Source organism: Cyclobacteriaceae bacterium (assembly GCA_013141055.1).
In the GTDB taxonomy this organism is placed as follows: domain Bacteria; phylum Bacteroidota; class Bacteroidia; order Cytophagales; family Cyclobacteriaceae; genus ELB16-189.
On sequence record JABFRS010000002.1, the window covers coordinates 696,031 to 722,506 of the forward strand.

General features: G+C 40.0%; 21 protein-coding genes and 1 pseudogene. 12 read left to right on the forward strand and 10 right to left on the reverse strand.

Annotated elements, in window-relative coordinates; genetic code table 11:
• Positions 1–2: 2 nt before the first annotated feature.
• On the reverse strand, positions 3–776 hold the full coding sequence (locus HOP08_17580) for a sterol desaturase family protein (GenBank protein NOT76741.1): 774 nt from the start codon (positions 774–776) through the stop codon (positions 3–5).
• A 44-nt stretch (positions 777–820) separates the two neighbouring features.
• The gene (locus tag HOP08_17585; GenBank protein ID NOT76742.1) at positions 821–1,522 is read right to left on the reverse strand and encodes a DUF2807 domain-containing protein; all 702 of its coding nucleotides are present in this window, start codon (positions 1,520–1,522) and stop codon (positions 821–823) included.
• Positions 1,523–1,679: 157 nt separating this feature from the next.
• Between HOP08_17585 and HOP08_17590 the strand changes: the two genes are divergently transcribed.
• A complete protein-coding gene (locus HOP08_17590; GenBank protein NOT76743.1) occupies positions 1,680–2,072 on the forward strand; it encodes a TerB family tellurite resistance protein in 393 nt (130 codons plus the stop codon).
• A gap of 50 nt (positions 2,073–2,122) precedes the next feature.
• Here HOP08_17590 and HOP08_17595 read toward each other — a convergent pair whose 3' ends face one another.
• Positions 2,123–3,721, reverse strand: a complete 1,599-nt coding sequence (locus tag HOP08_17595; protein ID NOT76744.1) for an amidohydrolase — start codon at positions 3,719–3,721, stop codon at positions 2,123–2,125.
• Between the two features lie 180 nt (positions 3,722–3,901).
• Between HOP08_17595 and HOP08_17600 the strand changes: the two genes are divergently transcribed.
• Entirely contained in the window at positions 3,902–4,609 is a 708-nt protein-coding gene (locus HOP08_17600) for a hypothetical protein (protein ID NOT76745.1), read from the forward strand.
• A gap of 27 nt (positions 4,610–4,636) precedes the next feature.
• Here the strand turns inward: HOP08_17600 and HOP08_17605 are convergent, their stop codons facing one another.
• Both HOP08_17605 and pdeM read right to left on the reverse strand, forming a co-directional pair.
• Positions 4,637–5,743, reverse strand: coding sequence for a CapA family protein (locus tag HOP08_17605; protein NOT76746.1), 1,107 nt, complete (start codon positions 5,741–5,743; stop codon positions 4,637–4,639).
• Entirely contained in the window at positions 5,740–6,420 is a 681-nt protein-coding gene (gene pdeM, locus HOP08_17610) for a ligase-associated DNA damage response endonuclease PdeM (GenBank protein NOT76747.1), read from the reverse strand. The genes HOP08_17605 and pdeM overlap by 4 nt, the downstream gene beginning before the upstream one ends.
• A 202-nt stretch (positions 6,421–6,622) precedes the next feature.
• Here pdeM and HOP08_17615 point away from each other — a divergent pair, with 202 nt between their 5' ends.
• On the forward strand, positions 6,623–8,035 hold the full coding sequence (locus HOP08_17615) for an inorganic phosphate transporter (protein ID NOT76748.1): 1,413 nt from the start codon (positions 6,623–6,625) through the stop codon (positions 8,033–8,035).
• 46 nt (positions 8,036–8,081) lie between these two features.
• On the opposite strand, the gene HOP08_17620 is transcribed toward HOP08_17615, so the two are convergent.
• Positions 8,082–10,520, reverse strand: a complete 2,439-nt coding sequence (locus HOP08_17620) for a ligase-associated DNA damage response DEXH box helicase (GenBank protein ID NOT76749.1) — start codon at positions 10,518–10,520, stop codon at positions 8,082–8,084.
• 55 nt (positions 10,521–10,575) lie between these two features.
• On the opposite strand from HOP08_17620, the pseudogene HOP08_17625 reads away from it, so the two are divergent.
• The 5 genes and pseudogenes from HOP08_17625 (at position 10,576) to idi (ending at position 14,955) form a co-directional block, all read left to right on the forward strand.
• Positions 10,576–11,453: pseudogene (locus HOP08_17625) on the forward strand (MerR family transcriptional regulator).
• Between the two features lie 103 nt (positions 11,454–11,556).
• Complete coding sequence (locus HOP08_17630) at positions 11,557–12,060, forward strand: RNA polymerase sigma factor (protein ID NOT76750.1); 504 nt, start codon at positions 11,557–11,559, stop codon at positions 12,058–12,060.
• Between the two features lie 22 nt (positions 12,061–12,082).
• A complete protein-coding gene (crtI, locus tag HOP08_17635; GenBank protein NOT76751.1) occupies positions 12,083–13,576 on the forward strand; it encodes a phytoene desaturase in 1,494 nt (497 codons plus the stop codon).
• 15 nt (positions 13,577–13,591) lie between these two features.
• On the forward strand, positions 13,592–14,434 hold the full coding sequence (locus HOP08_17640; GenBank protein ID NOT76752.1) for a phytoene/squalene synthase family protein: 843 nt from the start codon (positions 13,592–13,594) through the stop codon (positions 14,432–14,434).
• A gap of 2 nt (positions 14,435–14,436) precedes the next feature.
• Complete coding sequence (gene idi / locus HOP08_17645; protein ID NOT76753.1) at positions 14,437–14,955, forward strand: isopentenyl-diphosphate Delta-isomerase; 519 nt, start codon at positions 14,437–14,439, stop codon at positions 14,953–14,955.
• Here the strand turns inward: idi and HOP08_17650 are convergent.
• Positions 14,952–15,713, reverse strand: a complete 762-nt coding sequence (locus HOP08_17650) for a DUF2490 domain-containing protein (protein NOT76754.1) — start codon at positions 15,711–15,713, stop codon at positions 14,952–14,954. The two genes, idi and HOP08_17650, sit on opposite strands and share 4 nt — an antisense overlap.
• A gap of 140 nt (positions 15,714–15,853) precedes the next feature.
• On the opposite strand from HOP08_17650, the gene HOP08_17655 reads away from it, so the two are divergent.
• A complete protein-coding gene (locus HOP08_17655; GenBank protein ID NOT76755.1) occupies positions 15,854–16,645 on the forward strand; it encodes a hypothetical protein in 792 nt (263 codons plus the stop codon).
• Here the strand turns inward: HOP08_17655 and HOP08_17660 are convergent.
• Entirely contained in the window at positions 16,595–22,582 is a 5,988-nt protein-coding gene (locus HOP08_17660) for a hypothetical protein (protein ID NOT76756.1), read from the reverse strand. The genes HOP08_17655 and HOP08_17660 overlap by 51 nt on opposite strands.
• Positions 22,583–22,853: 271 nt before the next feature.
• Between HOP08_17660 and HOP08_17665 the strand changes: the two genes are divergently transcribed.
• Complete coding sequence (locus HOP08_17665) at positions 22,854–24,149, forward strand: deoxyribodipyrimidine photo-lyase (GenBank protein ID NOT76757.1); 1,296 nt, start codon at positions 22,854–22,856, stop codon at positions 24,147–24,149.
• Positions 24,150–24,188: 39 nt separating this feature from the next.
• On the opposite strand, the gene HOP08_17670 is transcribed toward HOP08_17665, so the two are convergent.
• Both HOP08_17670 and HOP08_17675 read right to left on the reverse strand, forming a co-directional pair.
• Complete coding sequence (locus HOP08_17670; protein NOT76758.1) at positions 24,189–24,866, reverse strand: YiiX family permuted papain-like enzyme; 678 nt, start codon at positions 24,864–24,866, stop codon at positions 24,189–24,191.
• A 55-nt stretch (positions 24,867–24,921) separates the two neighbouring features.
• Positions 24,922–25,320: a hypothetical protein gene (locus tag HOP08_17675; protein NOT76759.1), complete on the reverse strand. Its 399-nt coding sequence runs from the start codon at positions 25,318–25,320 to the stop codon at positions 24,922–24,924.
• A 184-nt stretch (positions 25,321–25,504) separates the two neighbouring features.
• Here HOP08_17675 and HOP08_17680 point away from each other — a divergent pair, with 184 nt between their 5' ends.
• Together HOP08_17680 and HOP08_17685 are read left to right on the forward strand one after the other, a co-directional pair.
• Positions 25,505–25,972 (forward strand): SRPBCC family protein, encoded by a 468-nt coding sequence (locus tag HOP08_17680; GenBank protein ID NOT76760.1) that lies wholly within the window; start codon positions 25,505–25,507, stop codon positions 25,970–25,972.
• Positions 25,973–25,978: 6 nt separating this feature from the next.
• A complete protein-coding gene (locus tag HOP08_17685; protein NOT76761.1) occupies positions 25,979–26,473 on the forward strand; it encodes a beta-carotene hydroxylase in 495 nt (164 codons plus the stop codon).
• Positions 26,474–26,476: the final 3 nt, after the last annotated feature.

Here is a 26,476-nt window from a genome sequence, read left to right on the forward strand (position 1 = left end):
AGTTAGGAATTCCTTGATTTCACCTCTTCAAATTTATTATCGTAGTCTTCGCGAAGGGTACCCATCCACCGGTCCCACCACAGAAAATACAATCCATAGTTGCCCACGAAATGCTCATGATGCTGATTATGGTTGATAGAAGTGTTGATCCACTTTCCAATCATGCTTTTAGAAAATCCTTTAGGATAAAGTTCATATCCGAGGTGTCCATACACATTGTAGATCATCATGATCAGGAGAAATAATGCGATAGCAACCAGATGAACCGGGAAAAGAAATGATATCACTACGATGATACCAAACTCTACTACTGCCTCTAATGGATGAAACGCCATAGCAGCCCACGGAGATGGATTTGTTGACAGATGATGAACCTTATGGAAATACTTGAATAATTTGGGATGATGCATCAATCTGTGTGCCCAATAGAAATAAGTATCGTGAACAACAAGAATAACAGTAACACTGAAAAAGAAATACAAGAGGCTATGATCGCTAAAGTTCTTGTACACCAGAGTATACCTGGCTAAAGGTCCAAGAAAAAAAAGGTATCCTAATCCTGCAAAGATGAAAGCAGTACTGACTGAGTATAAAAACTCGCGCTGATAATCTGATATAACCGGGAATTTCCTTTGAATTTTCTTAAACGACCATGCATTCCTTCTCAGCAGGTAAAAAATAACAAAGGCTATACCCGCAAGAATCACATATCGGAAAAAGATAACCATGAGAATCGGATAAAACCGATTATTGGCGCCATCGAACAAGCTTTCCATTCTCTAAAGATGGGAGAATATCAGCAGAATTAATAGGCAGAATATTAATTTGATCGGGTAACTGATCCGCCGCTGCTTGAATTCGTGTTTGTCTTTACTGGATTTCCTCTGTAACGAATGCTTCCACCGCTACTTGCCTGACCTGTGAGATTAGTAGAAACATTGATCTTAATGCTTCCGCCACTGCTGGCGCTTGCCGAAGCTGTTTCTGTTGCAAGATTATAAGCATCAATTTCTCCAGCGCTACTTGCTTCAGCGTTGATAGTCTTTGCTTTTCCTTCCAGCACGACATCACCGGCACTGGAAGTCTGAACGTCGAGATCAGTAACATCTAGGCTTACCTCAATATTGGCAGCACTGGATGCATGGATCTCCATGGACGCGGTTTTCATTATTCCTTCAGAAAAAACATTTGAGGCCGAACTGGCTGATATTTTATCGATTTCAACATAAGTAACATAAACCTTCACTCCCTTTGCGGAAGTGTTGTTACCCCAACCGCCGCTGCTGCGCATTTGAATCTTCAGGTAGCTGCCTGAAATCTCTGTCACTACATCTGACAAGTTTTTTGGAGCCTCAACCTTTACGCTCTCTTTATCTCCTTTTTTCAAATAGACATTGATACCAGTGGCGGACTTAATACCTTTAAAAGACCCCACATTCCGTACTTCACTTTGTTGCGCTGAAGCACCAGAAATCAAGGAAAGGGACACAAACGCTAGCAGGATTAAGACTTTTATTTTCATTGTTTTACAGGTTTTGATCAATTGACCAACCATTCTTTAATAGGTTGCACAACAAAGTCGCATTTTATACTAAATTTTCGATTGAATGTAAGAATTACTCTATTTTTATATAAATTTCGATGGTTTCAAACTTTAACTTGACGCAAAATTAAAAGCTATGATCAAAGAACAAATCAACGTTTTGATTAACCTGGCGGCCAGTGACCGGAGCGTTGGGGAAAAAGAATCAAAGACCATTCACATGATTGGAAGAGCCAATGGCCTCTCCAACGAAGAAGTAGATGCTATGATGAAGAATCCAAAACCTATTGGAAATCTATCAGGCCTTACTGAAGACCAGAAATTCGAGAACCTATACCATCTCATTCAACTCATGAAGAGCGATGGTCAGGTATTCAAAAGTGAAGTTCATTTCTGTGAAGGTATTGCAGAAAAACTAGGCTACAACAAGAAAGTTGTCAGCGAATTATCCAGCAGAATATACAGTGATCCAACCATAACCTCCGATCGTAAAGATCTGATGGCCCGCGCTCACAAGTTCCTTAAATAATTCTTTATAGCATTCTCTAAAAAACGTCACTGCAAACAGTGACGTTTTTTTTATTGCTTTTCGTAGACCTTCTTTCCGCCAACAATCGTCATTACGACTTCTGTCTTTAAAAGATCACCATCCGGTACCGTCATAATATCCTGGGAAAATATGGTGAAGTCGGCAAGCTTGCCCGCTTCAATTGAGCCTTTCCATTTTTCCTCGAATGCTCCAAACGCAGCGTCAAGCGTATATGAACGCAACGCTTGTTCACGTGTCATCTTTTCTTCAGGTTCATATCCACCTTCAGGTTCACCTTTTAATGTCTGGCGTGTTACAGAAGCAAAAAAACTTGCAATGGGATTAATAGGTTCTACCGGAACGTCTGTTCCATTTATAACTTTTGCGCCTGACTTCAATAATGATTGCCACATGTATGCTCCTTCTTTGATACGCTTCTCTCCCAGCCTTTCAATAGCCCAGGGTCTGTCGGATGAAAGATGAATCGCCTGCATGGCGGCAATCACACCTAACTTTCCGAATCGTGGAATGTCTGAAGGAAATAAATGCTGAGCATGCTCAATACGAAAGCGTGGTTCCTTTACGGAAGGATTTTCTTTGAAAGCAGTTTCATAACGGTCCAGGATTTCCTGGTTAGCCCTGTCACCAATGGCGTGAGAACAAACCTGAAAGCCATACTTCAATCCATCACGTGAAGTTTTCAAAACAGTATCCATAGGTAGTGTTGCCATCCCAAAAAAACCATGACGGTCGGTGTATTCCTCCAGGAGCCATGCACCTCTTGATCCAAGTGCTCCATCGCAGTTTAATTTTATGGAACGTACTGTTACACCACGTGGGTCAATCTGAGGTCCTTTCTTATACCACTGATAGATGAGGTCTCTATCCCATCCTGTAAGCATAACATAGAGTCTGGTCTTTAATTTTCCTTCTGCATTAAATCTATTAAACAACTCGATATTTTTTCCGGGGGCACCTGCATCATGAAAACCCGTAATTCCATTTCGCGCACAGGCAGTCATGGCAAGCTCCAATGCCTGAGCATCTGTATCAGCGGTATTCTCCGGAATGAACTTACTGATAAGTCCCTGGGCACGTTCATTGAAGATACCTGTTGGATTTCCCAATTGATCACGAATGATCTCCCCCCCTTCACCAAGATTCGATTCCAATTTCTCAATTGAAAGCTGATTCACTCCAGCAATTTGCATTGCTTTTGCATTTGCAAATGCAGCATGCCCACTTGCATGACTTAAAAAAACCGGGTTATTGGGTGACACTTCGCTAAGGAGATCATGAGTCTGAAAGCCTTTTACGATTTTCTCCGGCTTCTTATCCCATTTGTCCTGATGCCATCCACGGCCAAGTATCCATTGACCAGGTTGAGCTTTTGCAACTGCTTCTTTTACTTTTTGGATAAGCTCATCATAGCTTTTAATGTACATAAGATCAAGACGAAGTTCAGTATAGCCCAACCCCATGATATGTCCATGAGATTCAATAAATCCAGGTGTCATCGTGGCTCCTTTCAGATCAATCATTTCGGTTTTTTCATCCTTGAATTTCTCAGCTTCTGCCAGACTTCCGGCAAATAAAATTGTATCGGCCTTGACAGCTACCGCTTCCACCCGTTTACTGGCTTCATTCATGGAGTAGATCGTACCACCGGAAATGATGAGATCAGCAGGTGTCCTTTTAGATGCACATCCAAATACAACCAAAAGGATAAATAAATACTTTTTTCATAGATTAAATTGATACGTAAATCTAACAGAAAGGCATCATACCGTCGTTGAAATTATTTCAATGGAAAAGATGAACTATCTTCGTTGAAAAATAGAAATAATGAAGCGGTTGCTCATCATCCTTTTTGTTTTATCGGTACACAACAGGCCTTCGCTCAAAATGTTGGATTATCTTTTTCCTATTTTATTCCAAGAAACGGTGAGTTCTCTACTCCTATTAGTCCATTTTCTTTCCGTGGACTTGGCGTCGATCTAAACAGGTTCATCTCTCTGGAAACAGGCGCATCATTATACAGGATGTCTGGACTGAACGTTATCGATCTGCCTTTTGAAAGTCAATCCGCACTGACAGGTCCTAACTTTACACTTTTTATTCCTGCCGAACTTGTCTTTAACATCCGCGGCAAAGGAGTCCAATTTGATATCAAAGCGGGTGCTTTTTTCTTTTACGCTTTTGATCAAAGGTTGAACAATGGAAATCTGGACAAAGCCTTACGCAAGTATGCAGGTTGGGATGTCGTTAACTCGTCTTACTCATTTGAGAACAATCCCGGATTTGGATATCAGGGAGGCGTAGAATTAACGATTGATGTTACAAAGCAATGGGGAATTTCTATTGAAACGAATTATCTTATGGGGAAATCCAAGCTGCCATTAACAGGAAGTTATTCTGGTGGGAACATTGGTGGAACCATTCAAACGGTAGCAGAAGATTTTAAGGATGCCAACGTTGATTTTACAGGACTTGAATTTTCCATCGGCGTATTTTTTAATACAGGAAAAAGGAGATAACTAAATCCTAAGAATGAGAACAACAGATTAATCTTTAGTCTTCAATCTTTTCTCCTCAATATTTTTATTTTCCTTTCCGTATAACGCTCGTGAATCAACACCAAATTGGCGGATCATTTCACGGGCTATATTTCCTTCTATCAAAGTTGAATCATTTTCCAACTGCTGAACAGGAATAAGCTGATACGTTCTTCTGGCATCCGGTGCACGGTACACTCCTGCCAGTGAATAACTCACCTCTGTCATCTTAACGGAAGAAGCACTGTCGCGTTGAACGATTTTCTCAAGATCAATATGTATCATCGCTCCACCGTTTTTATAGCGATCCCGCTGACCTGAAACAAAATTTCCAAGTGAGTATGCAATTACCTGATCCGTTTCCTTTCTCCATTCCAGTGGTTGCAATACATGTGGATGAGCCCCAATAACAATTTTTGCTCCGTGCTTAAAACAAAAGTCCGCTATTTGTTTCTGTGATTTATTGGGTAAGTTTTTATACTCCTCTCCCCAATGAAGAAATACAACGACGACGTCCGTCTTCTGTTCCATCGCTTTTTTCAAATCCTTTCGAATGCGCGCCGTATCAATCCTGTTAACAATATTTGGTTTTGTTACACTTATACCATTCGTACCATAAGTATAATTCAATAACGAAAAACTGAAACCTTTTGAATTCACAATCAATGGATAATTATTGAGCCAGTCAAGAGTATCTTTAAAAGTTCCCGTATGAGGAATACCATACTGATCAAGTTGATCGATGGTTCGCTCGAGACCTTTTCTTCCACGATCAACACAATGGTTGTTGGCGGTAACAAGGACATCAAATCCTGCATCTTTCAAAGCATCCAGCAACTGATCCGGAGCACTGAATTGCGGAAAGCCTTTGTAGGGAGGACCTGCCAATGTCAATTCAAGATTACCAATAGTAAGATCAGGTGCTGAAAGAATAGGTTTTACATATTGAAAGCAAGGTTTATAATCGAATCGATTTGAGTCAGGATTAAATGCTGCCGTGATTTGTGATTCATGCTGCATGATGTCCCCGGTAAAAAGAAGAGACAATCGGGTTGTATCCTGACCAAATAAAGATCTGCTCACTATCAACAATAAAATAATCAGTAGTTTTTTCATCGTGCAGCTTTTGATCTTTTCTTAGTTGGTGAGAGGGTTACTTCCATAATCTTATTCTCTATGATAATAAATACGTTATCATCTTCAGCGGGACTGATCGGATAAAGTCCGGTGAAAGAACCGAAGGCAGGAAGAATGATCTGATTTTTAGAAAACCAAAAGCAAGGAAGAGTTACTGACTGCCTTCCCTTACCCTGCATAAATGCCCCTGGGTGAATATGGCCCGCCATGTTGATTTTGCCATCAGGAATTTCCAATCGATCCATTGGTTCATGCGTCAATATCCAGCAACCAATGACATCCTGATCAATCACTTTGATTCCATTTCGGATGTATTGCTGTTCGCTCATGATATCATGATTGCCAATGATTAACTCAAAGCTGCAGCCTGGAAAATGCCTGATGATTTGTCCGACCACTTCCCATTCTTCATTGTAGTGACTGTGAAACAGGTCTCCCAAAAATACTGTGCGTAATGGCTTCCAGAGATTAACCAGGTCGATCAGGTTCTCTGCATTTTTATGATTGGCAGATTTAGGAACTGGTAATCCAGCCTGCCTGAAATGGTTGATCTTCCCGAAATGAAGATCCGCCACGATCAGAACTTTTTCCTCTGGCAGAAAAATCGCCTTTTCAGGAAGGAGTTGAATACCATCTTTAAGAATCGCTGTTTTCAATGTCTTAAAAGTACGAATGAATCAGAATTTGAACCCCTTTTTTGCTATCCTTTTAAGGATCAATGAATTGCAGAATAAGGAGAAATAGCCGCTTAAAATTTTTAACACTGGCATAACACAGGGCATAGCAAGTCGCCTTACCTTAGCCGCCACTATGGGTTTTCAGGCCTCTCCTGGCAATCCGGTTACCTGACTAAAATCCATGTTTGAACTAGAATTTTCCTACTCGGTACTTCTGATCATCTGCCTCATTGCAGCCTGCTCTTTCGAATTTGTAAATGGATTTCATGACACTGCCAATGCAGTAGCAACAGTTATCTATACTAATTCCCTGAAGCCATGGGTAGCCGTCATATGGTCTGGTTTCATGAACTCACTTGGAGTTTTCTATGGTGGAATTGCAGTGGCGATGGGAATTGTAAATCTTCTTCCGGTTGAATCGCTCGTAGATCAGAATATAGCTCATAGCATATCCATGGTAGCGGCACTTCTATTAAGTGCTATTTTCTGGAATCTTCTTACATGGTACATGGGTATTCCATGTTCAAGCTCTCATACTTTGGTTGGATCAATCCTTGGAGTAGGAATTGCTTATTCATTTCTGCCAGGCGCCACTAGTTCTGCTGTGAACTGGGTGAAAGCAAAAGAAATGGGACTTGCACTTCTGATCTCACCATTGATTGGATTTGCCATCACTATTATCCTCATGTATCTTTTAAGGGTTACCACAAAAGGAAAATCCTATGGAGATGATCTGTTTAAAGAACCAAAAAAGAATGCTCCCCCACCAACAGCAATCCGCGGAACACTTTTATTGACCTGTACATTTGTAAGCTTCTTCCACGGACAGAATGATGGTCAGAAAGGTGTGGGACTTATCATGCTGATACTGATTGGAATTGTTCCCGGATTTTTCGCATTGAATGCAAGTTATGATGCAAGGAAACTAATGGATCCTATTCATAAAATAGAATCAGTTATCTCAACGATTGATCCAAATCCATTATCAGAACCAGATAAGCTCAGGCTACGGGATGCGTCCGAAATGAACGGTAGACTGCAGGCTACCATGATAAACATCGGTACCATCAGTGAACTTCCCAAAGAACAACGCTTCGAAGTTAGAAAGGATATTCTTGTAATGGATCGCAATCTCAACGAGCTTTTAAAAAAAGAAGAAGCCCGCGTCAGTGAAAGCGACAAGACTGTTCTAAAAAATAGTCTTAAAGATCTTCGTAAGGTTACAGACTATTCACCAGGCTGGGTAATCGTAATGATCTCTCTCTCTTTAGGTTTAGGAACAATGATCGGATGGAAACGAATCGTTAAAACCATCGGGGAAAAAATTGGTAAAGAACATCTTACCTACGCTCAGGGAGCCAGCGCCGAATTTGTGGCGGCCACTACTATTGGCCTTGCAAGCTCTTATGGATTGCCTGTCAGCACAACACATGTGCTTTCATCCGGGATTGCAGGAAGTATGGTAGCCAGTAAAGGCGTTAAGAACCTACAACCTGATACCGTAAGGAACATTATCATCGCATGGTGTCTTACAGTTCCTGTAGTAGTGCTGATGTCCGGAACATTATTCCTGATCTTTAGAAGTATATTTTAAAATTAAAGATTAGAAACTCATAAGATTGTTTCTAATCTTTAATTTCTTAAGAATCATATTTCAGCAACATCTTCTTCACCTGATCTTCCAACCTTTCAGAGGTTAATTTATCCCTGCTTAAACGATCAACGATAATCGGAAAAGCGAATGGCGTCGGTGCCTCAGGTTCCTTAACAATAATTCTTTGGCTGGCGATTCTCTCAAGTGCCTTTCTCATTCTCGCTTCCTCCAATTGAAAATCCATCACTTCTTCGTAGGACTGAAGTAACAGTAGGTTCGTGGCATCGTAATCATGAAATACATTGAAAAACAACTGGGAGGAAGATTGAATATGTTTGTCGCGCACCTTTTGTCCAGGATAACCTTTGAAGATCAGTCCGGCAATCGATGCTATATCACGAAATTTCCTTCTGGCCATTTCTACTGAGTTGATACTTGCCTGAATGTCTTTTAACAGGTTATCGACACCCAATAAATCCGTTTCAATTGCTTCATAGATAGGAATCTCCTGATCAGAAAGTAATTCAAAACCGTAATCATTCATAGCGATGGAGAACGTAATCGGTTTGATTTGAGAAATGCGATATGCTACCAGCGAAGCCAGGCCTTCATGTACAAGTCGTCCTTCAAATGGATACATGACTACATGATGACCTTCACTTGTTTCAAAATACTCTATCAGAAATTCATTCTTTTTGGGGAGATGAGACCGATCGGACTGCAATTGCATCAATGGCTTTAGAAACTTCATCTCCTCATCATCATTTCGTCCTTCTGCTGCCTCGTTGATCTTAAAACGAATCATTTCACTCATCTGTGATGAGAGCGGCATCCTTCCTCCCTGCCAGGAAGGAACACGGGCAGACTTCTTTTTACTCTTGCGGACCTGCACTTCCATATCTTTGACACGAACCAATTCGAGCGTTTGTCCTGCAAACCAGAATACATCTCCTGGATTCAATCGTGATATAAATCCTTCTTCAATGGTTCCAAGATTCTTTCCCGAGACAAACCTGACAAATAAAGAAGCATCACCCACGATCGTACCGATTGATAGCCTGTGCTTGAGTGCAATCCTTCTATTTTCAACATGATAGATGCCGTTGTCAACTTCCACTTTACGATACTCATCATATGCAGTTAATGATTCACCGCCTGTCGTAATGAAACGCAACGCCCACTGCCACTCCTCTTCCGTGATTGACTCAAAGCTAGTGGTACCTTTCACTTCCTTGAATATTTCTTCCTCCCTGAATCCATCAGACACCGCCAATGTCACAAGGTATTGAACCAGCACATCAAAAGATCTGAGATACGGAATGCGGTCTTCAACAATATTCCTTTTCATCGCTTCCCTAACCGCTGCGGATTCTACCAACTCAAGCGAATGGGTTGGTAGAAAATGAATTTTACTCACCGCTCCAGGTTGATGACCGCTACGGCCTGCACGTTGAAGAAATCTTGCTACCCCTTTCGGGCTTCCAACCTGGATAATTGCTTCAACAGGACGAAAATCAACGCCAAGGTCAAGGCTAGAGGTACATACTACCGCCTTCAACTTTCCTTCATGAAGCTGATCCTCAACCCAGTGTCTGATCTTCTGACTGATGGATCCATGATGCATTGCGATTTGCCCTGAAAGTTCAGGTGCAACATCCAGCATTTTCTGATACCAGATCTCAGCAAAAGATCGGGTATTGGTAAAGATGAGTGTGCTCCTATTATTACGAACAATGTCTATTGCCTTATTCAATAAATGAATTCCGAGATGACCTGCCCACGGCATTCGTTCGAGCTTGTCAGGAAACACAGAAACGATTTCCACTTCTTTATGAATATCAGCCTTGATAACTGTATGCGTTTTCTTATAATAATCAGATCCCAACAAAACCTGTAGGGACTGTTCCATGTTTCCAATGGTTGCTGAAATTCCCCATATCTTCAAACCTGGAGCTACAGTTTTAAGTCGGGATAGTGCGAGTTCCATTTGCACACCACGTTTAGATCCCATCAACTCATGCCATTCATCCACAACAATCGTCTTGAGTTCTGAGAAATATTCAGCGTATTTTTTATGGGAAAGCAACAAATGCAAGCTTTCTGGTGTGGTGATGAGAAACTGAGGTGGTTTCTCTTTTTGCTTTACTTTTTGAGCCGCCGTTGAATCACCTGAGCGTACGCCGATCTTCCAGGAAGATCCAAGCCCTTCAGTCGCATTTGTAGCTGCAATCTGTATTTCCTTTGCCAGTGCACGAATAGGTGCAATCCAGATGGCCTGAATTTTTTTTTCCTTACTACCGAGCCCTTCCAGCAAAATGGGGACGGTTAGCGAATACGTTTTACCACTTCCAGTTGGAGCGTTGATCATGCCGCTCTTTCCATCCAAATGAGCTAACCAAGCCTCCTGCTGAAAAGCAAAGGGTTTCCAGTTCATTTTATTGAACCAATCAACAGCTTTTTGAATGTCAGGATCGTTTTTTTTCACAAAACTTTGAACAAAACTGTTTTTATTGAGTTATTCAAACAAAGAAAAGGTCAGGATGGGGAATTATTCCATTAAAGAATTAGAGAAACTTTCCGGGATCAAGGCCCATACCATTCGGATATGGGAAAAACGCCACCGGATTGTAACACCACAACGGACCAACACCAACATTCGATACTATTCTGATGATGATCTGAAAAAAATAATCAACATCTCCCTGCTCAACAACAATGGAGTAAAAATATCTAAAATAGCCGACCTTTCTTCAGATCAGCTAATCAAAAAGGTAAGCGAGCTCAGTGATCTAAGAAGCAGTAATGATATACATATTGATCAGTTGATTGTTGCAATGGTTGATCTTGATGAAGGCAATTTTGAAAAAGTACTTGAAAAAATAATCAGTCGCTACGGATTCGAAAAAACAGTTACCGAAATCATCTATCCTTTCCTGGATAAAATTGGAATTCTCTGGCAAACTGAAAATATCTCACCTGCGCAGGAGCATTTCATCTCAAATCTGATCCGTCAAAAGATCATTGTGGCGATTGACGCACTTCCATTGGCTTCAAAAAACAATACCAGAGCCTTACTCTTCCTTCCGGAAAATGAGCTCCATGAACTTGGACTCTTATTCTACTATTACCTTGTTAAAAGGGCAGGTTTAAGGACCTATTATTTTGGTCAAATGGTGCCCTATAAAGATGTGGTAAGTGTTTGCAAGACCCATCAACCAAAAATCCTTATCACAGCGATCACCAATTCTCCTGGGTCTTATGAAGTCCAGAATTACTTAACAAGCTTTGCTCTGAGCAGCCTGAGTGCATTGTTTTTGCCACTGGTCAGGTCCTTCGCAAGACGGCACTAAAAATTCCATCCAATCTAAGACTATTCTTTACGGCAAAAGAGCTAATTCAGCTTATAAAAGGCTTATAGGGGGCTTTTCAGGAAAAATTTGACGTTAAACAAAACACTAAACACGGGTGTGATGGCACTAAATTTGTCCAAAGTTTCAAGTAGAAACTTAAACAAAAAGCCCATGACAGCCCTAGAATTTGACAGCAGCATTTCGGAGCTCAGGCCCACACTTAGAACATTTACTTATCGATTCACATCCAATCGTGAAGAATCCCAGGATCTGGTTCAGGATACGATTCTAAAGGCGTTGAAATACAGAAAGAAATTTAGAAAAGATACAAATCTGAAAGGATGGCTCTTTACGATTATGCGAAACACTTTCATTAATAACTATCGTAAAACTCAGCGCGAAAGAACATCGCATGATTATTCAAAGGATCTATACTTTCTCAATGTTGAAGATGAGCATACCTTTAATCGCCCTGTAGAAAGTATGGAGTTTAAAGAAGTCTGGAGAAAAATGAACAACATTAAGGATGAACTACTTATTCCATTCAAAATGCATGCAACGGGTTACAAGTATCATGAAATAGCAGAGTTTCTGAAACTACCTATTGGAACAGTGAAGAACAGGATCTTTCATGCGCGAAAGGAAATCCAGAAAAAATTGGTAGGTTATCGCTAGAATACAGGACTTAACATTCTCTATGTCATCTGTTTCGGTTATTGGTTCCGGTTTTTCAGGTCTCTCCGCAGCAGCTTGTCTTGCAAAGGATGGAAATGATGTGGCTGTATTTGAGAAGAATAGCACACCAGGAGGAAGAGCGAGAAAATTCGAAGAGCAAGGATTTGTTTTTGATATGGGGCCTAGTTGGTACTGGATGCCCGAAGTATTCGAAAATTTCTTTAATCGCTTTGGTAAGAACTCGTCAGAATATTATGAATTAATCCGACTTGATCCTTCCTATCGGATCTTTTTTTCAAAAGAGGATGTCATGGATGTCCCTTCAGGATTAAAAGGTCTTCATGATTTGTTTGAAAAAAGAGAATCAGGAAGCGGAGTCAGACTTACTTCTTTTCTCGAGGAAGGAAAATTCAAATATCAAGTTGGGATTAACAAGCTGGTCCACAAACCAGGTTTATCCATTACTGAACTTTTTGATGCCCAACTATTCAAAGGAATTTTTAAGCTTGATGTCTTTCAATCACTATCAACTCACGTGAGAAAGAATTTTAAGGATCCTGGTCTCATTCAATTATTGGAATTCCCGGTATTATTTCTTGGAGCTATGCCCTCTAAAACACCGGCTCTTTATAGTCTGATGAACTATGCAGACATGGCATTAGGCACCTGGTATCCAAAGGGTGGAATGTACAAGATCATAGAAGGCATGTTCGAAGTAGCAAAAGATCAAGGTGTAAAATTTCATTTTAATAGTGAGGTAAAAGGATTTGAACTTGATCATGACTCCATTACTTCCATAATAATAAATGGAGTGAACAAACCCTCAGATTATGTTGTGGCGAGTGCCGATTACCATCATGTGGAACAACAGTTACTCCCACGTAAGTTCAGAAATTATTCAGAAGAGTATTGGAACCAAAGAGTAATGGCCCCTTCAAGTCTTATTTTCTATGTGGGAATTAATAAAAGGGTAAAGAATCTTCTTCACCACAATCTTTTCTTTGATCAGGATTTTGGACTTCATGCAAGGGAAATTTATGAGCATCCTGATTGGCCGACAAATCCATTATTCTATATAAGCTGTCCATCAAAGTCAGATCCTTCGGTGGCTCCGGAAGGCTGTGAGAATCTATTTTTACTAATGCCGGTGGCTCCGGGATTAAATGATGAAGACGAAATCAGGGAAAAATATTTTAATCTTATGATTGATCGATTGGAGTATCTTACCGGAGAACCGATCAGAAAAAGCATTATCTATAAAAGGAGTTACGCCCACCGTGACTTCATCGATGATTATCATGCATTCAAGGGGAATGCTTATGGCTTGGCGAATACGCTTTCTCAGACAGCCAATCTTAAGCCTTCGATCGTTAACAAAAAGGTAAAAAATCTGTTTTATACTGGACAGCTTACAGTTCCAGGCCCTGGCGTGCCACCGTCGATTATTTCAGGTCAGGTGGTCGCTCAGGAGTTGAACCGTCAAAGAATGAAGAAAGAATTAATTGGTAAATTTTGAAAGATTGAAGACTGCATGAGCCAAAAGCTACTATTTGATAAGGTTTGCATTAACACCAGTCGTCTTACAACGAGATCGTACAGCACTTCATTTTCTTTGGGCATAGGATGTCTTGAAAAAAAACTACGCAATCCTATCTATTCCATTTACGGGTTTGTGAGATTTGCTGATGAGATCGTAGATTCTTTCCATGATTACGATAAAGGATCATTGCTAAACAGGTTTAAAGAAGATACGTGGAAAGCCATTGAAGAAAGGATAAGCCTCAATCCAATCTTAAATAGTTTTCAGTCAACGGTTCATCAATACAAGATTGATCATGAGTTGATAGAGCAGTTTCTCTACAGCATGGAGATGGATCTGAAAGAAAAGCATTACAATCAGGAAGGCTTTGAAAAATATATCCTCGGATCTGCTGAGGTTGTAGGCTTGATGTGTTTGAGGGTTTTCACAAACGGTCAGAATGCTGCTTATGAGCAACTCAAACCATCCGCTATGAAATTGGGATCTGCTTTTCAGAAGATCAATTTTTTACGTGATCTGAATGCCGACTATCTTGAAATGGGACGCACCTATTTTCCTGAAATAGAAATTGAAAAATTCGATGATCTCAATAAAAGAAAAATTGAAGAGAGTATCGCTGCTGATTTTCATGAAGGATATAAAGGCATTAAACAACTTCCGCGAGGAGCAAGATTTGGTGTATATGTTGCGTTTGTCTATTACAAGGCACTCTTCCGCAAGATCAAGCGGCTTCCATCAGATAAAGTGCTGGAGAGCCGTGTACGCATTCCCAATCGATATAAACTGGCGATCCTTGGTTACTCATTTCTCAAACACCAATTTAACCTGATCTGAAAATGGAAAAGGTGATACTCGTCAATGATGATGATCGTGAGATTGGAACGATGGAAAAATTAGAGGCCCATTCTAAAGGTCTTCTTCACAGGGCCTTTTCGATTTTGATCTTTAATTCGAAAGGTGAAATCCTGATGCAAAAGCGCGCATCATCAAAATACCACAGTGGTGGATTGTGGACCAACGCTTGCTGCAGTCATCCCCTGCCCAAAGAATCAATGACAGATGCTACTGCACGAAAGCTGAAGCAGGAGATGGGAATTGAGCTTTTTCCAGAATTTGCATTCAAGTTCATATACAAAGCAGAGTTGGAAAATAATTTAACCGAACATGAGCTCGATTACGTTTTTATAGGCCGCTATGATGGCAAACCTGAAATCAATTTAAAAGAAGTTGAAGATTGGCGATACATGCCAATGGAGGATCTCTACAAGGATCTTGAGTTGAATCCACAAAATTATACAGTGTGGTTTAAAATAATTTTGCACCATCCGGAATTTGAACTCGTAAGCCCGGACTAATTCTCTTTTTTAGTAAGATCAATATTGTAAACAAACAGAGCCTGAAGACCAATATTATCTTCCTGCTTTGTCCAGGATAGTTTTACAAGCGTCTGATGCAGATATCCTACCTGAAAATTTACTTTATTACTGATCTTATATCCCGCTCCTGCGAAGAATCGATTTTGATCAGGATCTGAACTCACAACATTGGGACCGAAGTCAGCAAAAAGTTCATTATAAAAACTAAGATAAAATGTCCTGGGAACCATCTCTTTATGCGTTAAAGGGATAATCATCTGCAGACGATATCTTATTCTGTTCAGATAAAGGTCATATCCCCTATTGATAATTTCACCATCAACATTATCATGCACCTGAATAAATCTTTGCTCAAGTCTTACTCTATGGCTAAAATGGAATCTACCAAACTGATGTATGTATTGAACCTGCTGAAAAATCCTATGCTCATTATTTGAATACGAAGCTGGTTGATTGCCATAGATGGGATTCCAAACATAGACATAACCCATTGGCATGAAAGAAAAGTGCTTATTAACCGACACGTCCAATCCGGTACGCGCCTGAAATTGCATAGGTTCCAAATTATTTACAAATCTGAACTGGCCTTCCGCCAAAATCGAAAATGTTTTGCTGACCCGGGTATGAGAAACAAAAGCAAACCATTGAGCCGGTTGATTAACTACTTCACGTTGTGCAAATGAGGTTGGGGCGAATCCGGCGAGAAGAATTAAGGTCAGAAAAAGTGATCTTATCATTACCCCTGCATCATTTTTGTATTAATGCTGGCAAAAGTAGTTAACCAAATATTATCCAAATATTATGAATTTAACATTGGCGTAACTTTCAATTAACACTGATATTTGCCAGGTTTATCGTGTAAAAAGCAGAATTCAGAGTGAAATCAAGCCTAAAAATCACATTTGCAATAATCACATTCCTGCGAGTCGCAGTAGTTCATGGACAAATTTCCCCTCCAGGATTGGATGGTGCCAAAATGGTAAGCTGGGGAGCTATAGGTTTCAATCAAAAAATATCCAGCAGAATATCAACAACCATTTACATCGGAGGCTCTGAACAAAGCGATCCCATTAATTTCTCCGCTCTCAAAAAGCCAGCGGTTTTTGTTTTGAATCAGGAAACGTTATTTCAATTCAACAAGAGTTGGCAGACTGCCTTTGGAGCGAGTGTCAGACTTCAGGATCTTTACCAAAAGGAAGCACCCTATACTTCAGAAGAGCCAGCTTACAGGAAAGAAACACGATACTATTTACGGCTTTTTTTCAAACGCGAATACCGAAAGACAACTTTTACATATTCATTTCGCCCAGAATATCGTGTCTTCTTTACACCAGATGGTGATCCCTGGCCCACTCCTCTTCAAGTCAGACTGCGATTGAAAGCTCAAATCAACATTCCTGTAAACACAAGCAAGTCTAACCAGATTATCGTAGCAAATGAGTGGCTGACTGCTACCAGCAAGAATTCTCAATCTCAATGGAGTACACTGGAATTTACGGAAGATCGATTAAGCACCTTCTTCCGACATACATTCCACAAGCCTTCAGTTTTTCTCGATGTTGGATTAATGCATCAATTCTGGAGAAATGAAGAGAAGAATTTTGAGTACACTACTTACCTATCCTTTGATCTCTTGTTTCAGAATCCATTTGGGAAAAGAAGCCATTAACCGATAAAAAAATCGTTGATGAACATTCTCAATGAAGAAATTCGTTGCTAGATCTCTTGGGCTCTCATAATAATATAATCCGTCCTGATATTTGAAACGAGAAATGGTGGATATTGGCTCAAACCCTGCTGCACGCATATCCTTCAGGTGAACATACTCCATATCACGATCTACACGAAGTTCAATTTTTACTTTCACGAGATCTCCAACTTTAAAAGAAGCCTTATCATTAATCGGTGTAATCACCGGCCCGCGATCTGTATTCACTTGCAGGAATAAATCCTTTTTCAACTTCAATGGAGTTTCGGCCGGTGTAATCTTATCAAGCTGTTCGAAGTACTGCCAATACATTGCACCCCAGGCAACACCGTCATCAGTTTTGGTGACTGTGATTTTCCCCATTTCAGACTTAATGTCGCCTGCTTGCCATGCAGTTTTGAAATAGCCTGTTCCTGCTTCAACTTTAACATCCTCTCTTTTCGTTGGGTCGATTACTTCATTGCCAACTTTTATTTCTACCATTTTGGTACTTGCTAAAGCATCCGTTCCTCTTCTTAGCAATGCATAGCAAGCTTCAACAGTTGCTTTGGTGGTCTTCCAATCCTGAGTTTGCTTCTGCTTTAGCAGCCATACCTTCATATCTTCAACAGATTTGGTATCACCGGCCACTTCATCATAAACCTCTATCATCAGGGAATGGGTTTCAATCGGCGCCTGGTACCAGTAGTAGCCACGATCACTCTTCCAGTACATTCCCATCTCTTCAGAATGCAATGCCTTTTCTGAAAAAGATTTGATCATATCGGCCGTCACCGCCTTGTCATTGAAGCGATGCAAAGCAAGGCACGTCATTCCCTGCATGTACATGTTCGTTGAAAGCCAGTATTTCTTTGCCTGTCCCAGGAAGTAATCAAACGCTTCCTTTGAAGCAGTCGGAACTTCTATATCCTTGAAATAACTTCTTGTATAGAGATACTGAAACTGAATATAATTGATATGATTGTCTTCCAGCTTAATCTCCTTACGTTTCGCAAGGGCTTTCAGCCTTTCGTAATCATCTGCCAATCTATAATCCATGAAACTGACAGCGCTGGTAATCATCGCAAATGTTCTGCTGTCGGTACGGATAGACTTGACACCCATCACATCAAGATGCCCCATGCCTGATACGATGTGTTGAGTCATGTAACGATCTTCAGGCAACCCAGGGAACCAGCTAAATCCACCACTTGACTCCTGTGCTTTCCTGATTTTATCCAACGCACGATCCAATTCACCTGCCATCCTGTTAAGGTCAAACAGGACACCTACCATTCGCTTGCGCTGACTTTCATCTTTAGCCTCCAATACCCATGGTGTTTCTTCCAGTAAAGCAGATTTTAGTTCCTGATTCTTCTCAAGATTCGAGAGCAACGCATCCGGTTGAATATTCTTCCAGGTATCAAAAACCTGCTTGATGCGTGGATTTGAATTTGCTATGTGCGATGCAATACTATTCGCATAGAATTTACTGAAAGTCTGCTCCACACAATCGTAGGGATACTCCATCAGGTATGGTAATGCCTGAATCGCATACCAAGCAGGATTGGAAGTAAACTCCAAGGTGTAGCGCTGATGGCGCAACGTTGTTGATTTATTATTCAACAACTTTTCAAATTTGAATTCTTTGGTTTGCTTACCACGAATCGGCAATGGCAACGTTTCTGTAACGAGCATGCGATTGGTAACTACTGGCAGCACCATTTCTTCACCATCAGAAAAATCTCCTGCTTTTGCAACAATCCGATAGGTGATCGCCTGCACTCCTTCCGGAATTTCAATGCTCCATTCAAGACTGGTGCTTTGACGTGGCTTTAGCGCAAAGGTCTTTGCTTTGTTCTGATTCTTCATCAAAACATCCACAGATTTCATAGTAAGGGCATCAAAAAATTCAAGCTGTGCCTGCCCTGTGAGTTCCTTGTCGACCAGGCTGCTGATCTTCGCAGAGAAAATCATTTTATCATTCTCACGGAAGAATCTTGGTTGATTGGGTACTATCATGATATCCTTTTGAGTAACCAGTTGGTTTTGAGTCCAGCCAGATTTCAAATCTGTGGTATGTGCAAATCCCAGCATTTTCCATCGGGTCAACGCTTCAGGAATTGTAAAGCTTATAATGATCTCACCCTTTTCATTGGTTTGAAGGTGCGGGAAGAAGAAGGCAGTCTCGTTAAAATTCTTTCTGATTTTAACATCAGACATATCAACCTTGTCTGCCTCTTTCGCGACAACCTGTGAATCAGTTCTATCTACACTCTCAGGCTGTGCCATATCATTTACCTTCACTTCTTCACTCAATTGTTCAGATTCCTTCATGGATTTTTTACTCATTGCCGGAGAGGCAGCACCCATCGATCTATAGCGTCTTGAATCTCTTGAGAATTCGTAGAAATTGACTCCAAACCAGTTTAAATGATCGAAATAGGGACCGTAAGCAGATCTTGCATCATTCGGATTCCAGGTGCTTGCATAGAGAGTCAGTTCCTGATTTAAAAATCCATTCACACTCTGCCATCCCCTTCTTGCATAGGCAGAATTATAGAAACTTGCATACCAGCTATTCATTCGAAATTCATCCAGAGAAACATCATACAAAGTGGCAACCATCTCTGCTGCGATTTTATCTGCTGTTTTGCCCTTGATCAATATCTTCCACTGCTCGTTCGCCCCGGGCTGAAGCTTATCTCTAAAGCTTGAGAAGGTAATATCAAGTTGTTTGTTTGTATAAGGAACGTTGATGGTGAGGTTTTGATAATACAATCTATTATCCTTGATAAAAGTATAATGCACCCCAATATTACCACGATACTCTTCCTTAATGGGAATCTGCAACAATCGTTGTTCATTTTTAAGCGTCAACCATTCGCTTGAAATGATCTTTCCATCATGCTCAATCTCATACAATACCTTAACAACAGGTTCTGATGTTCCGATCGTGAAAGAAGCAGTCTCTCCAGGTTCAGCAGTCGTCTTAACTGCCTGGAAATAACTTATAGCAGGAGTTGGAATTAGTTTGGATGATGGCGCAAAAACTGTGAAATAAAACACTTCATGAACTGGCTGAGAATCCTTATCGATGGAGGATATCTCAAGAACATACTCACCGTCTTTCCACTGTTGAATATTGGCAATGTCAAAAGTTTTTAGTTTTTCAGTATCAAAATTCAAGGATAATACTTCTTTATCTCTACCCCACTTGAATTTATTAGCTTCATCATCAAATAGATCATGAGGGAAAAGTTTGTAATATTCCTCTTGTGAATAAAGTTTTCTGTCGGGCTGAGTCCATGATCTTTTGCGGAAAGCTCTGGCGGGGGATTTTAATAAATAGATTTTTATCTGGCCTTTTGCCGCCTGAAACTCTCCTGAAAGATTGGTGGTATTAATATAAAACTGATTTTTAGTATCCTTTTGATCCCTGTTAATGTTATTAATATCAACAGAAACACTCAGCGATTTATATCCCACCGAAACGGAAGAAGATGAACTATGCGTCTCACCATTGATGTCAATTACATCAGCATAAACCATGTAGGTGAACGTAGGATCAGAAGCTTTATCCACACTGAGATCCGGAATTGCAGTGAAATCAACAACGAATTTTCCATCAGCATCGGTCTTTGTAGATCCATTGATAATCTCAATTTCAGGTGAAGAAGGATAGCTTCCCCATCGGCAAAACCACCAGAAAGGAAACGTCGCAACACGCACTACACGATAATTCACATTTGCTCCATCAATATTCGCTCCTGAATAAGCACGGGCATATCCCTCCATTTTGATCTTGTCATTTAACCGAAATGCTGAAGTAACGGGATTAAATCCTACCTCAAACTTTGGACGCTTGTATTCTTCAACAGAAAAAGAGACTGATCCTGACCCGTCCTGTATTTGCATCTCGCCCATCAGTCCGCCATTAGGTGCGGTGAATACTCCACTAAATGTTCCATACTCATTAGTGGTGACCATCACCTTGCCGCGCTCCTGATAATTTACATCCAATAGCGAAACCTGGGTAGTATATTTTGTTCTGATCTTTGGATTCTTTCCATCTGTTTCAATTACCAATCCCTTAAAATAGATTGTCTGCCCTGGACGATAGATAGCACGATCCAGGAAAAAGAATGTTTGAATTCTTGCATAATCAGGATCTTCCTTATACTGACTGATTGATTCATTGTAGTAATACCTTTTGTCAATCTTCTCTGTACTATTGAAGTCCGTTCCCTTATTGAAATTCACTGCAAAACTTCTGCGGTCTTCTTTTAAGAAAAATGGGATTTTAAAATATCCTTTTTCATCCGTTTTGTAAGTACCAGCTTTGACCGGCTCGTAAATGCCTTTCGAGCTGTTATAACGCTGGGTGAAAACATTTGCCGTGACACCTGCGATTGGTTCACCGGATTGACGATTCAATACAAAGAATTCGGTTTCACCACCATCCGTATTGCGATGAACATAGCTAATGTTTGAGACAACTGTGAAAGCATATGCCATTCCATTCTTTGGAGTGGAAAAATCAGACCGATTACTAAATAAAATCATGTACTCTCCCTCTGGAACAGGATCGAGTTTCACTTCAATATTATGCTGTTGATAATCACCATCATCTGGGAGCTGATACTTACCTTTTTTCAAGGGGGTCTTCGCAGCGAAATATTCAATGAATTTCTGTTCACGATCAACATTATAATCCTTATCAAGTTTCCTTCTCAGGTTCTGAACTTCATCCCTGGTCACCTTAATAATGCGATAATTTAATTCGGTAAAATTTCTATATCGAACAAGGGCTTTAAAAGGAAGGTTAGGGTGATTATTATCTTCAATGGTTGATGCTACAAATTTTGTTTTAATTCCTTCCTGCAAATTCTCACAAAGGATGGCGCCATAGGAATCAGGAAATCTTTTTCTCGCTTCCTCGCATATCTCATACGCTTTCTTTAAATCCCATTTATGATCATCGGAGATCAAGGGTGAATAAAGTGCCGCCTTTCCAATATAAATACTTGCCTTCTCTGCAGTAATGACTCCTACTATCTTGTTATCAATGCTATTTTTTTCAAGTTGTTCAATAGCTTTGAGATAGAGTCCAGTTTTGTTGGGTGTCGTTGAATGAGTGTTTACAAACTGAAGTCTTTTTAGGTCAACATCCACCAACGCTTCAATATTTTTATCATTTAAATGAAAACGAGTCAGGTCCTGCAGAATTTTGATGGCATAAAATTTCATCGACAAAGTATCTCTCGATTCAACCTTCACCTCAACGAACTTCTTCGACTCTGAAAAGTACTCCTCTTTATCAAGTGTGAAAAAATAAGCTGGCTTAGTTAAACCTGCTTCCTGAGATTGGAAAAAGTCAACAGCGCGATGAGCAAGAAAGTCATACAATGTTGGTCGATAGACACGTCCTAACTCATTTCCCTGATACATGACAGTGTTGAAGACATCGATCTTCTCAAGCTTACTTTTCTCCGAATCCTCAAGGCTTTTCTTATATTCTTCAAAAGTTTCTTGTACAATTTTGCTTAAACTCCATGTTTCAATATCAGTCTCTGAGACATTCACAGTTTCGCTCCTGTTCATAAACTCATACCGATTCTGCTGATAATACTGCCAGTATAATTCACCTAGCATTGAGTGGAGCAATGGTTTTACAGGAAAAGTGGCAAGACGCGCCTCTTCCTTTAAACTGACCATATTCTTAATAAATGCGTTTTCTTCTTTTGCGTCAGTGAATTTGAATTTATGAATAACAGCTTTTACCAACTCTCCGGTATTATTCTCTTCCTTAGCTTTACTATATATCTCATTTACAATCTTAATAGCCGATTCCGGCAATCCTTTTCCTTCATTTTCATTTACTTCCTTCCAGGCCTTTTCAAAGTCGAATTTTTGCATTTGTTGGGGTTTAGTTTGTGCCGTGCAGCTTTGGGCATAAAATAAAATAAGTCCAAGGACTACGAATTGCTTAATCATACGGCGTTTTTTATTGATAATAGTGATAAAATACATCATTTTCTAAAAGTCACAATATAGATGCCACACAAGGGCGAATTCCATAAAAAAAGTAAAAGAATGTGTAAAAGGATAACAATCTATTGAATGTCAGTGTTATAGTATTAAAAGCGATTTAAAATTGAAGACTTATAATCCCGAAAGCACCGATAACATCATCACTCAGGAAACAAGCATTTTCTGGTTTCGCAGAGACCTAAGACTTAACGATAATGCAGGTCTGTATCATGCATTAAAAGCAAATAAAAATGTACTGGCAATTTTCATTTTCGATACTGAAATTTTGAATCAGCTTGATGATAAAACTGATCGCCGTGTAGAATTTATTCATCAGTCGCTCGAACATTTAAAACTTGAACTGGAAAAATTAGGCAGCTCATTACTGGTCCTTTATGGAAATCCAGTAGATATTTTTAAAACCCTGAAACCTAAAACTGTTTACACTAATCACGACTATGAACCCTATGCCATACAGCGTGATGAACAAGTTCGAAAACTCCTTGAGAAACAAGGATCAGAACTTAAAACATTTAAAGATCAGGTGATCTTTGAAAAACTTGAAGTAATGAAGGACGATGGCACACCTTACACGATCTTCACACCCTACAGCCGCAAGTGGAAAGCAACCTTGAGCAAATTCTATGTAAAGAGCTATCCGAATGAAAAGTACTTTTCTAATTTTAAGAAAATAAAACCCCTTCCCTTTCCGACATTAAAAGAAATTGGATTTATAGAAACACATCCATGGTTTCCTGAAAGAGCGATCAAACAATCCATCATTGAGAAATACGACAAGACCAGAAATTTTCCTGCTATTCAGGGAACGACAAAATTGAGTGTGCACCTTAGGTTTGGCACAGTAAGTATTCGTAAACTTGTTCAAATCGCACTAAAGAAAAATGGAGTTTGGCTGAATGAACTGATCTGGAGAGATTTCTATCATATGATCCTCTTTAATTTTCCTCACGCGGCAAAGAGTGCATTCAAACCTGCTTATAATAATATAAAATGGAGGAATGATCCCGATGAATTTAAGGCCTGGTGTGATGGTAAAACCGGATATCCGATTGTAGATGCAGGTATGCGTGAATTGAACAGCACTGGCTTTATGCATAATCGTGTACGAATGATTGTCGCGAGTTTTCTAACCAAACACTTATTGATCGATTGGAGATGGGGGGAAGCATACTTTGCAATCAAACTTCTCGACTTTGATCTTGCACCAAACAATGGTGGTTGGCAATGGGCATCGAGTTCTGGTTGCGACTCAGCTCCTTACTTCCGTGTATTTAATCCACAGTTGCAAACAGAAAAATTCGACCCCAAGTTGGTTTACATTAAGAAATGGGTTCCCGAATTTGGATCGAAAGATTATGTAACTCCAATCGTTGAGCATGCATTTGCAAGGGAAAGGGTATTGAGGGTGTATAAATCATCACTTAAAGAATAATACTATTCGCCTCCTCAATCTTATCTATTGCAACCTTTTTTAATTTGACCTTACCACTTCCAGTAACTCGGAGTCAAACATTACTCCCGGTGATATCACTTTCTCATCTTTTGGAATTTCATCACCATATCGCTCCTTTAATTTATTCTTTACTACTTCGCTGCTCAAATCAAATTCACTAAGATTCTGAAGATATCCAATTTCAAGACCAGTTGCTCTCTTATAAATCTTCCAGATCAGTTCTGAACAATAGATCCGGTCATCAGACCAATCAAACTCGGGATCATAATCTTTTCCAGCAAATCCGTCTCCAATTACTTTCATCTCGCCCAATACTTCTGACGTCAAGTAATGATCGCGTTCGATCAATCGCTTCACAACATATTCACCATTTTTTCCCCGAGCAATCCATTCAACAAGAGGGGTTCTTTTCACTGGTTGAATTGCTTCAAAAACATAAAAGCTATTATTCTCCCTGTAGATAATTCCACAATGAGAGTATTTCGATTTTGTAGCAAGTTGAATTGCCTTACTTTGTTTGGAAGTAGATGTCTGAAAGATTAAATCCCCATCTTTTAATTCGTTGACTGCGAGCTCTGCAACAGACGCTTCTTTATGATTGAGCGGTTTCGCTTTTACCTGAAAGTACTTTCTTCTTGCATAAACACCTCCTATTAGAATAACTCCAATGAGGGCTGGAATGACAAGCTTTTTCATTTAGTAATAAACGACAAAACAAGATAGTTGTTGTGAACTGGTTACATCATTTATTTCAGGCTTCCTTTTCTTTCTTCTTCAACTTGGCTTTAGTCTTTTCCAGATTTTTCTTCACACGATATTTTACAATCTTCGCAATCAAAGCCAGCGGCATAGGTTTATCCAGCGGAAACTGAACTGACCCTTTGTTTCCCTTGTAAACCGATAGCTCTTTCTTGAACGCTGCAATCCCCATCGGTGCAGGATAAAATCCAATATGATTTTTGAATCCACCAAAGTGAACAAGGTTTCCATTGAGTGTAAAAGTTGGAATTCCATATGCTATCGTTTCGCCTGCTTCGGGTGCCGCTTTACGGATGGCTTCTCTTACTTTCTGTAACTTCTCCTGAACTTCTTCCGGGTAACCTGCGATGTAGGCATCAATATCCTTTGAAACAATTGCATCAGCTTTCATTGTTGGTTGAGTTGGTTGATCAAACTTAGAAAGTTAAAGAGAATTCTAAAGGGGGCAGAAACGACAATGTAAAGGGGCATTTACGACGACTTAAAACGAAAAATGGAGGATTCTACAGTGAAAAAATCCAGATAGCTTGCATACATTACCTAAACCATTTGAGCCATCCGTTGTTTAAGAATCAATGAAAACATACCATCTGACACGCACCCAATTTCTCCCGATTTCTCAGGCTGAAGCGTGGGATTTCTTCTCATCCCCCAGAAACTTATCCGTCATCACTCCTGCACACATGAATTTTGAAATACTATCAATCAGCGGAGGTGAGAAAATGTTTTCAGGACAGGTCATCAAATACAAAGTGAATGTTCTTCCCTACATACGTACGGGATGGATCACAAAGATCACGGACGTACAAGAGCCTGACTATTTTATCGATACGCAGTTATCCGGTCCATTTGCTCTATGGCATCATAAACACATCTACAAATCTGTTCCTGGAGGCATTGAGATGATAGATGAACTTGACTACGCAATTCCATTGGGTCCACTCGGTCAGATTGCCAAATGGTTGTTTGTAGGCCAACATGTAAATGCTATTTTTGAATATCGTAATAAAGTGCTACAAACTTATTTCCAAAAGAAATCATAAAAGGTGATGGATGGTGTGACGATTGTATTCTGTAGCCTGATCGTTGTCAGCACATTTCTATTCTGGGAATTCGTGGCATGGTTCTCCCATAAATATATCATGCATGGATTTCTTTGGACCTGGCACAAATCTCATCACACCGTTCATGATCATGTCCTTGAAAAAAATGATTGGTTCGCTGTTGTATTTAGCCTTCCCTCCATCGGACTTTTGTATTACGGAAGCGTTACCTCATATAATCCTTATCTGATAGCAGTAGGTGTAGGCATCTTTTGCTATGGGTTATTCTATTTCGTCTTTCATGATGTAATTGTTCATCAACGCATCAAGTGGAGACCCGAAAGAAGAAGTAGCTATTTACAGAGAATGATCCATGCGCATTATATACATCACAGCAAACATTCAAAAGACGAATGCGAGGCATTTGGGTTTCTTTATGCTCCTAAAAAATATACTCCAAAGAAATTTGTTGTAAAAGAAACGCGAAAAGAAACACAATAAGGT

Coding starts and splice junctions, on each gene's coding strand:
- HOP08_17580 (NOT76741.1), bottom strand. CDS start 776: ATGGAAAGCTTGTTCGATGGCGCCAATAATCGGTTTTATCCGATTCTC.
- HOP08_17585 (NOT76742.1), bottom strand. CDS start 1,522: ATGAAAATAAAAGTCTTAATCCTGCTAGCGTTTGTGTCCCTTTCCTTG.
- HOP08_17590 (NOT76743.1), top strand. CDS start 1,680: ATGATCAAAGAACAAATCAACGTTTTGATTAACCTGGCGGCCAGTGAC.
- HOP08_17595 (NOT76744.1), bottom strand. CDS start 3,721: ATGAATGAAGCCAGTAAACGGGTGGAAGCGGTAGCTGTCAAGGCCGAT.
- HOP08_17605 (NOT76746.1), bottom strand. CDS start 5,743: ATGAAAAAACTACTGATTATTTTATTGTTGATAGTGAGCAGATCTTTA.
- HOP08_17615 (NOT76748.1), top strand. CDS start 6,623: ATGTTTGAACTAGAATTTTCCTACTCGGTACTTCTGATCATCTGCCTC.
- HOP08_17630 (NOT76750.1), top strand. CDS start 11,557: ATGACAGCCCTAGAATTTGACAGCAGCATTTCGGAGCTCAGGCCCACA.
- crtI (NOT76751.1), top strand. CDS start 12,083: ATGTCATCTGTTTCGGTTATTGGTTCCGGTTTTTCAGGTCTCTCCGCA.
- HOP08_17640 (NOT76752.1), top strand. CDS start 13,592: ATGAGCCAAAAGCTACTATTTGATAAGGTTTGCATTAACACCAGTCGT.
- idi (NOT76753.1), top strand. CDS start 14,437: ATGGAAAAGGTGATACTCGTCAATGATGATGATCGTGAGATTGGAACG.
- HOP08_17650 (NOT76754.1), bottom strand. CDS start 15,713: ATGATAAGATCACTTTTTCTGACCTTAATTCTTCTCGCCGGATTCGCC.
- HOP08_17660 (NOT76756.1), bottom strand. CDS start 22,582: ATGCAAAAATTCGACTTTGAAAAGGCCTGGAAGGAAGTAAATGAAAAT.
- HOP08_17670 (NOT76758.1), bottom strand. CDS start 24,866: ATGAAAAAGCTTGTCATTCCAGCCCTCATTGGAGTTATTCTAATAGGA.
- HOP08_17675 (NOT76759.1), bottom strand. CDS start 25,320: ATGAAAGCTGATGCAATTGTTTCAAAGGATATTGATGCCTACATCGCA.
- HOP08_17680 (NOT76760.1), top strand. CDS start 25,505: ATGAAAACATACCATCTGACACGCACCCAATTTCTCCCGATTTCTCAG.
- HOP08_17685 (NOT76761.1), top strand. CDS start 25,979: ATGGATGGTGTGACGATTGTATTCTGTAGCCTGATCGTTGTCAGCACA.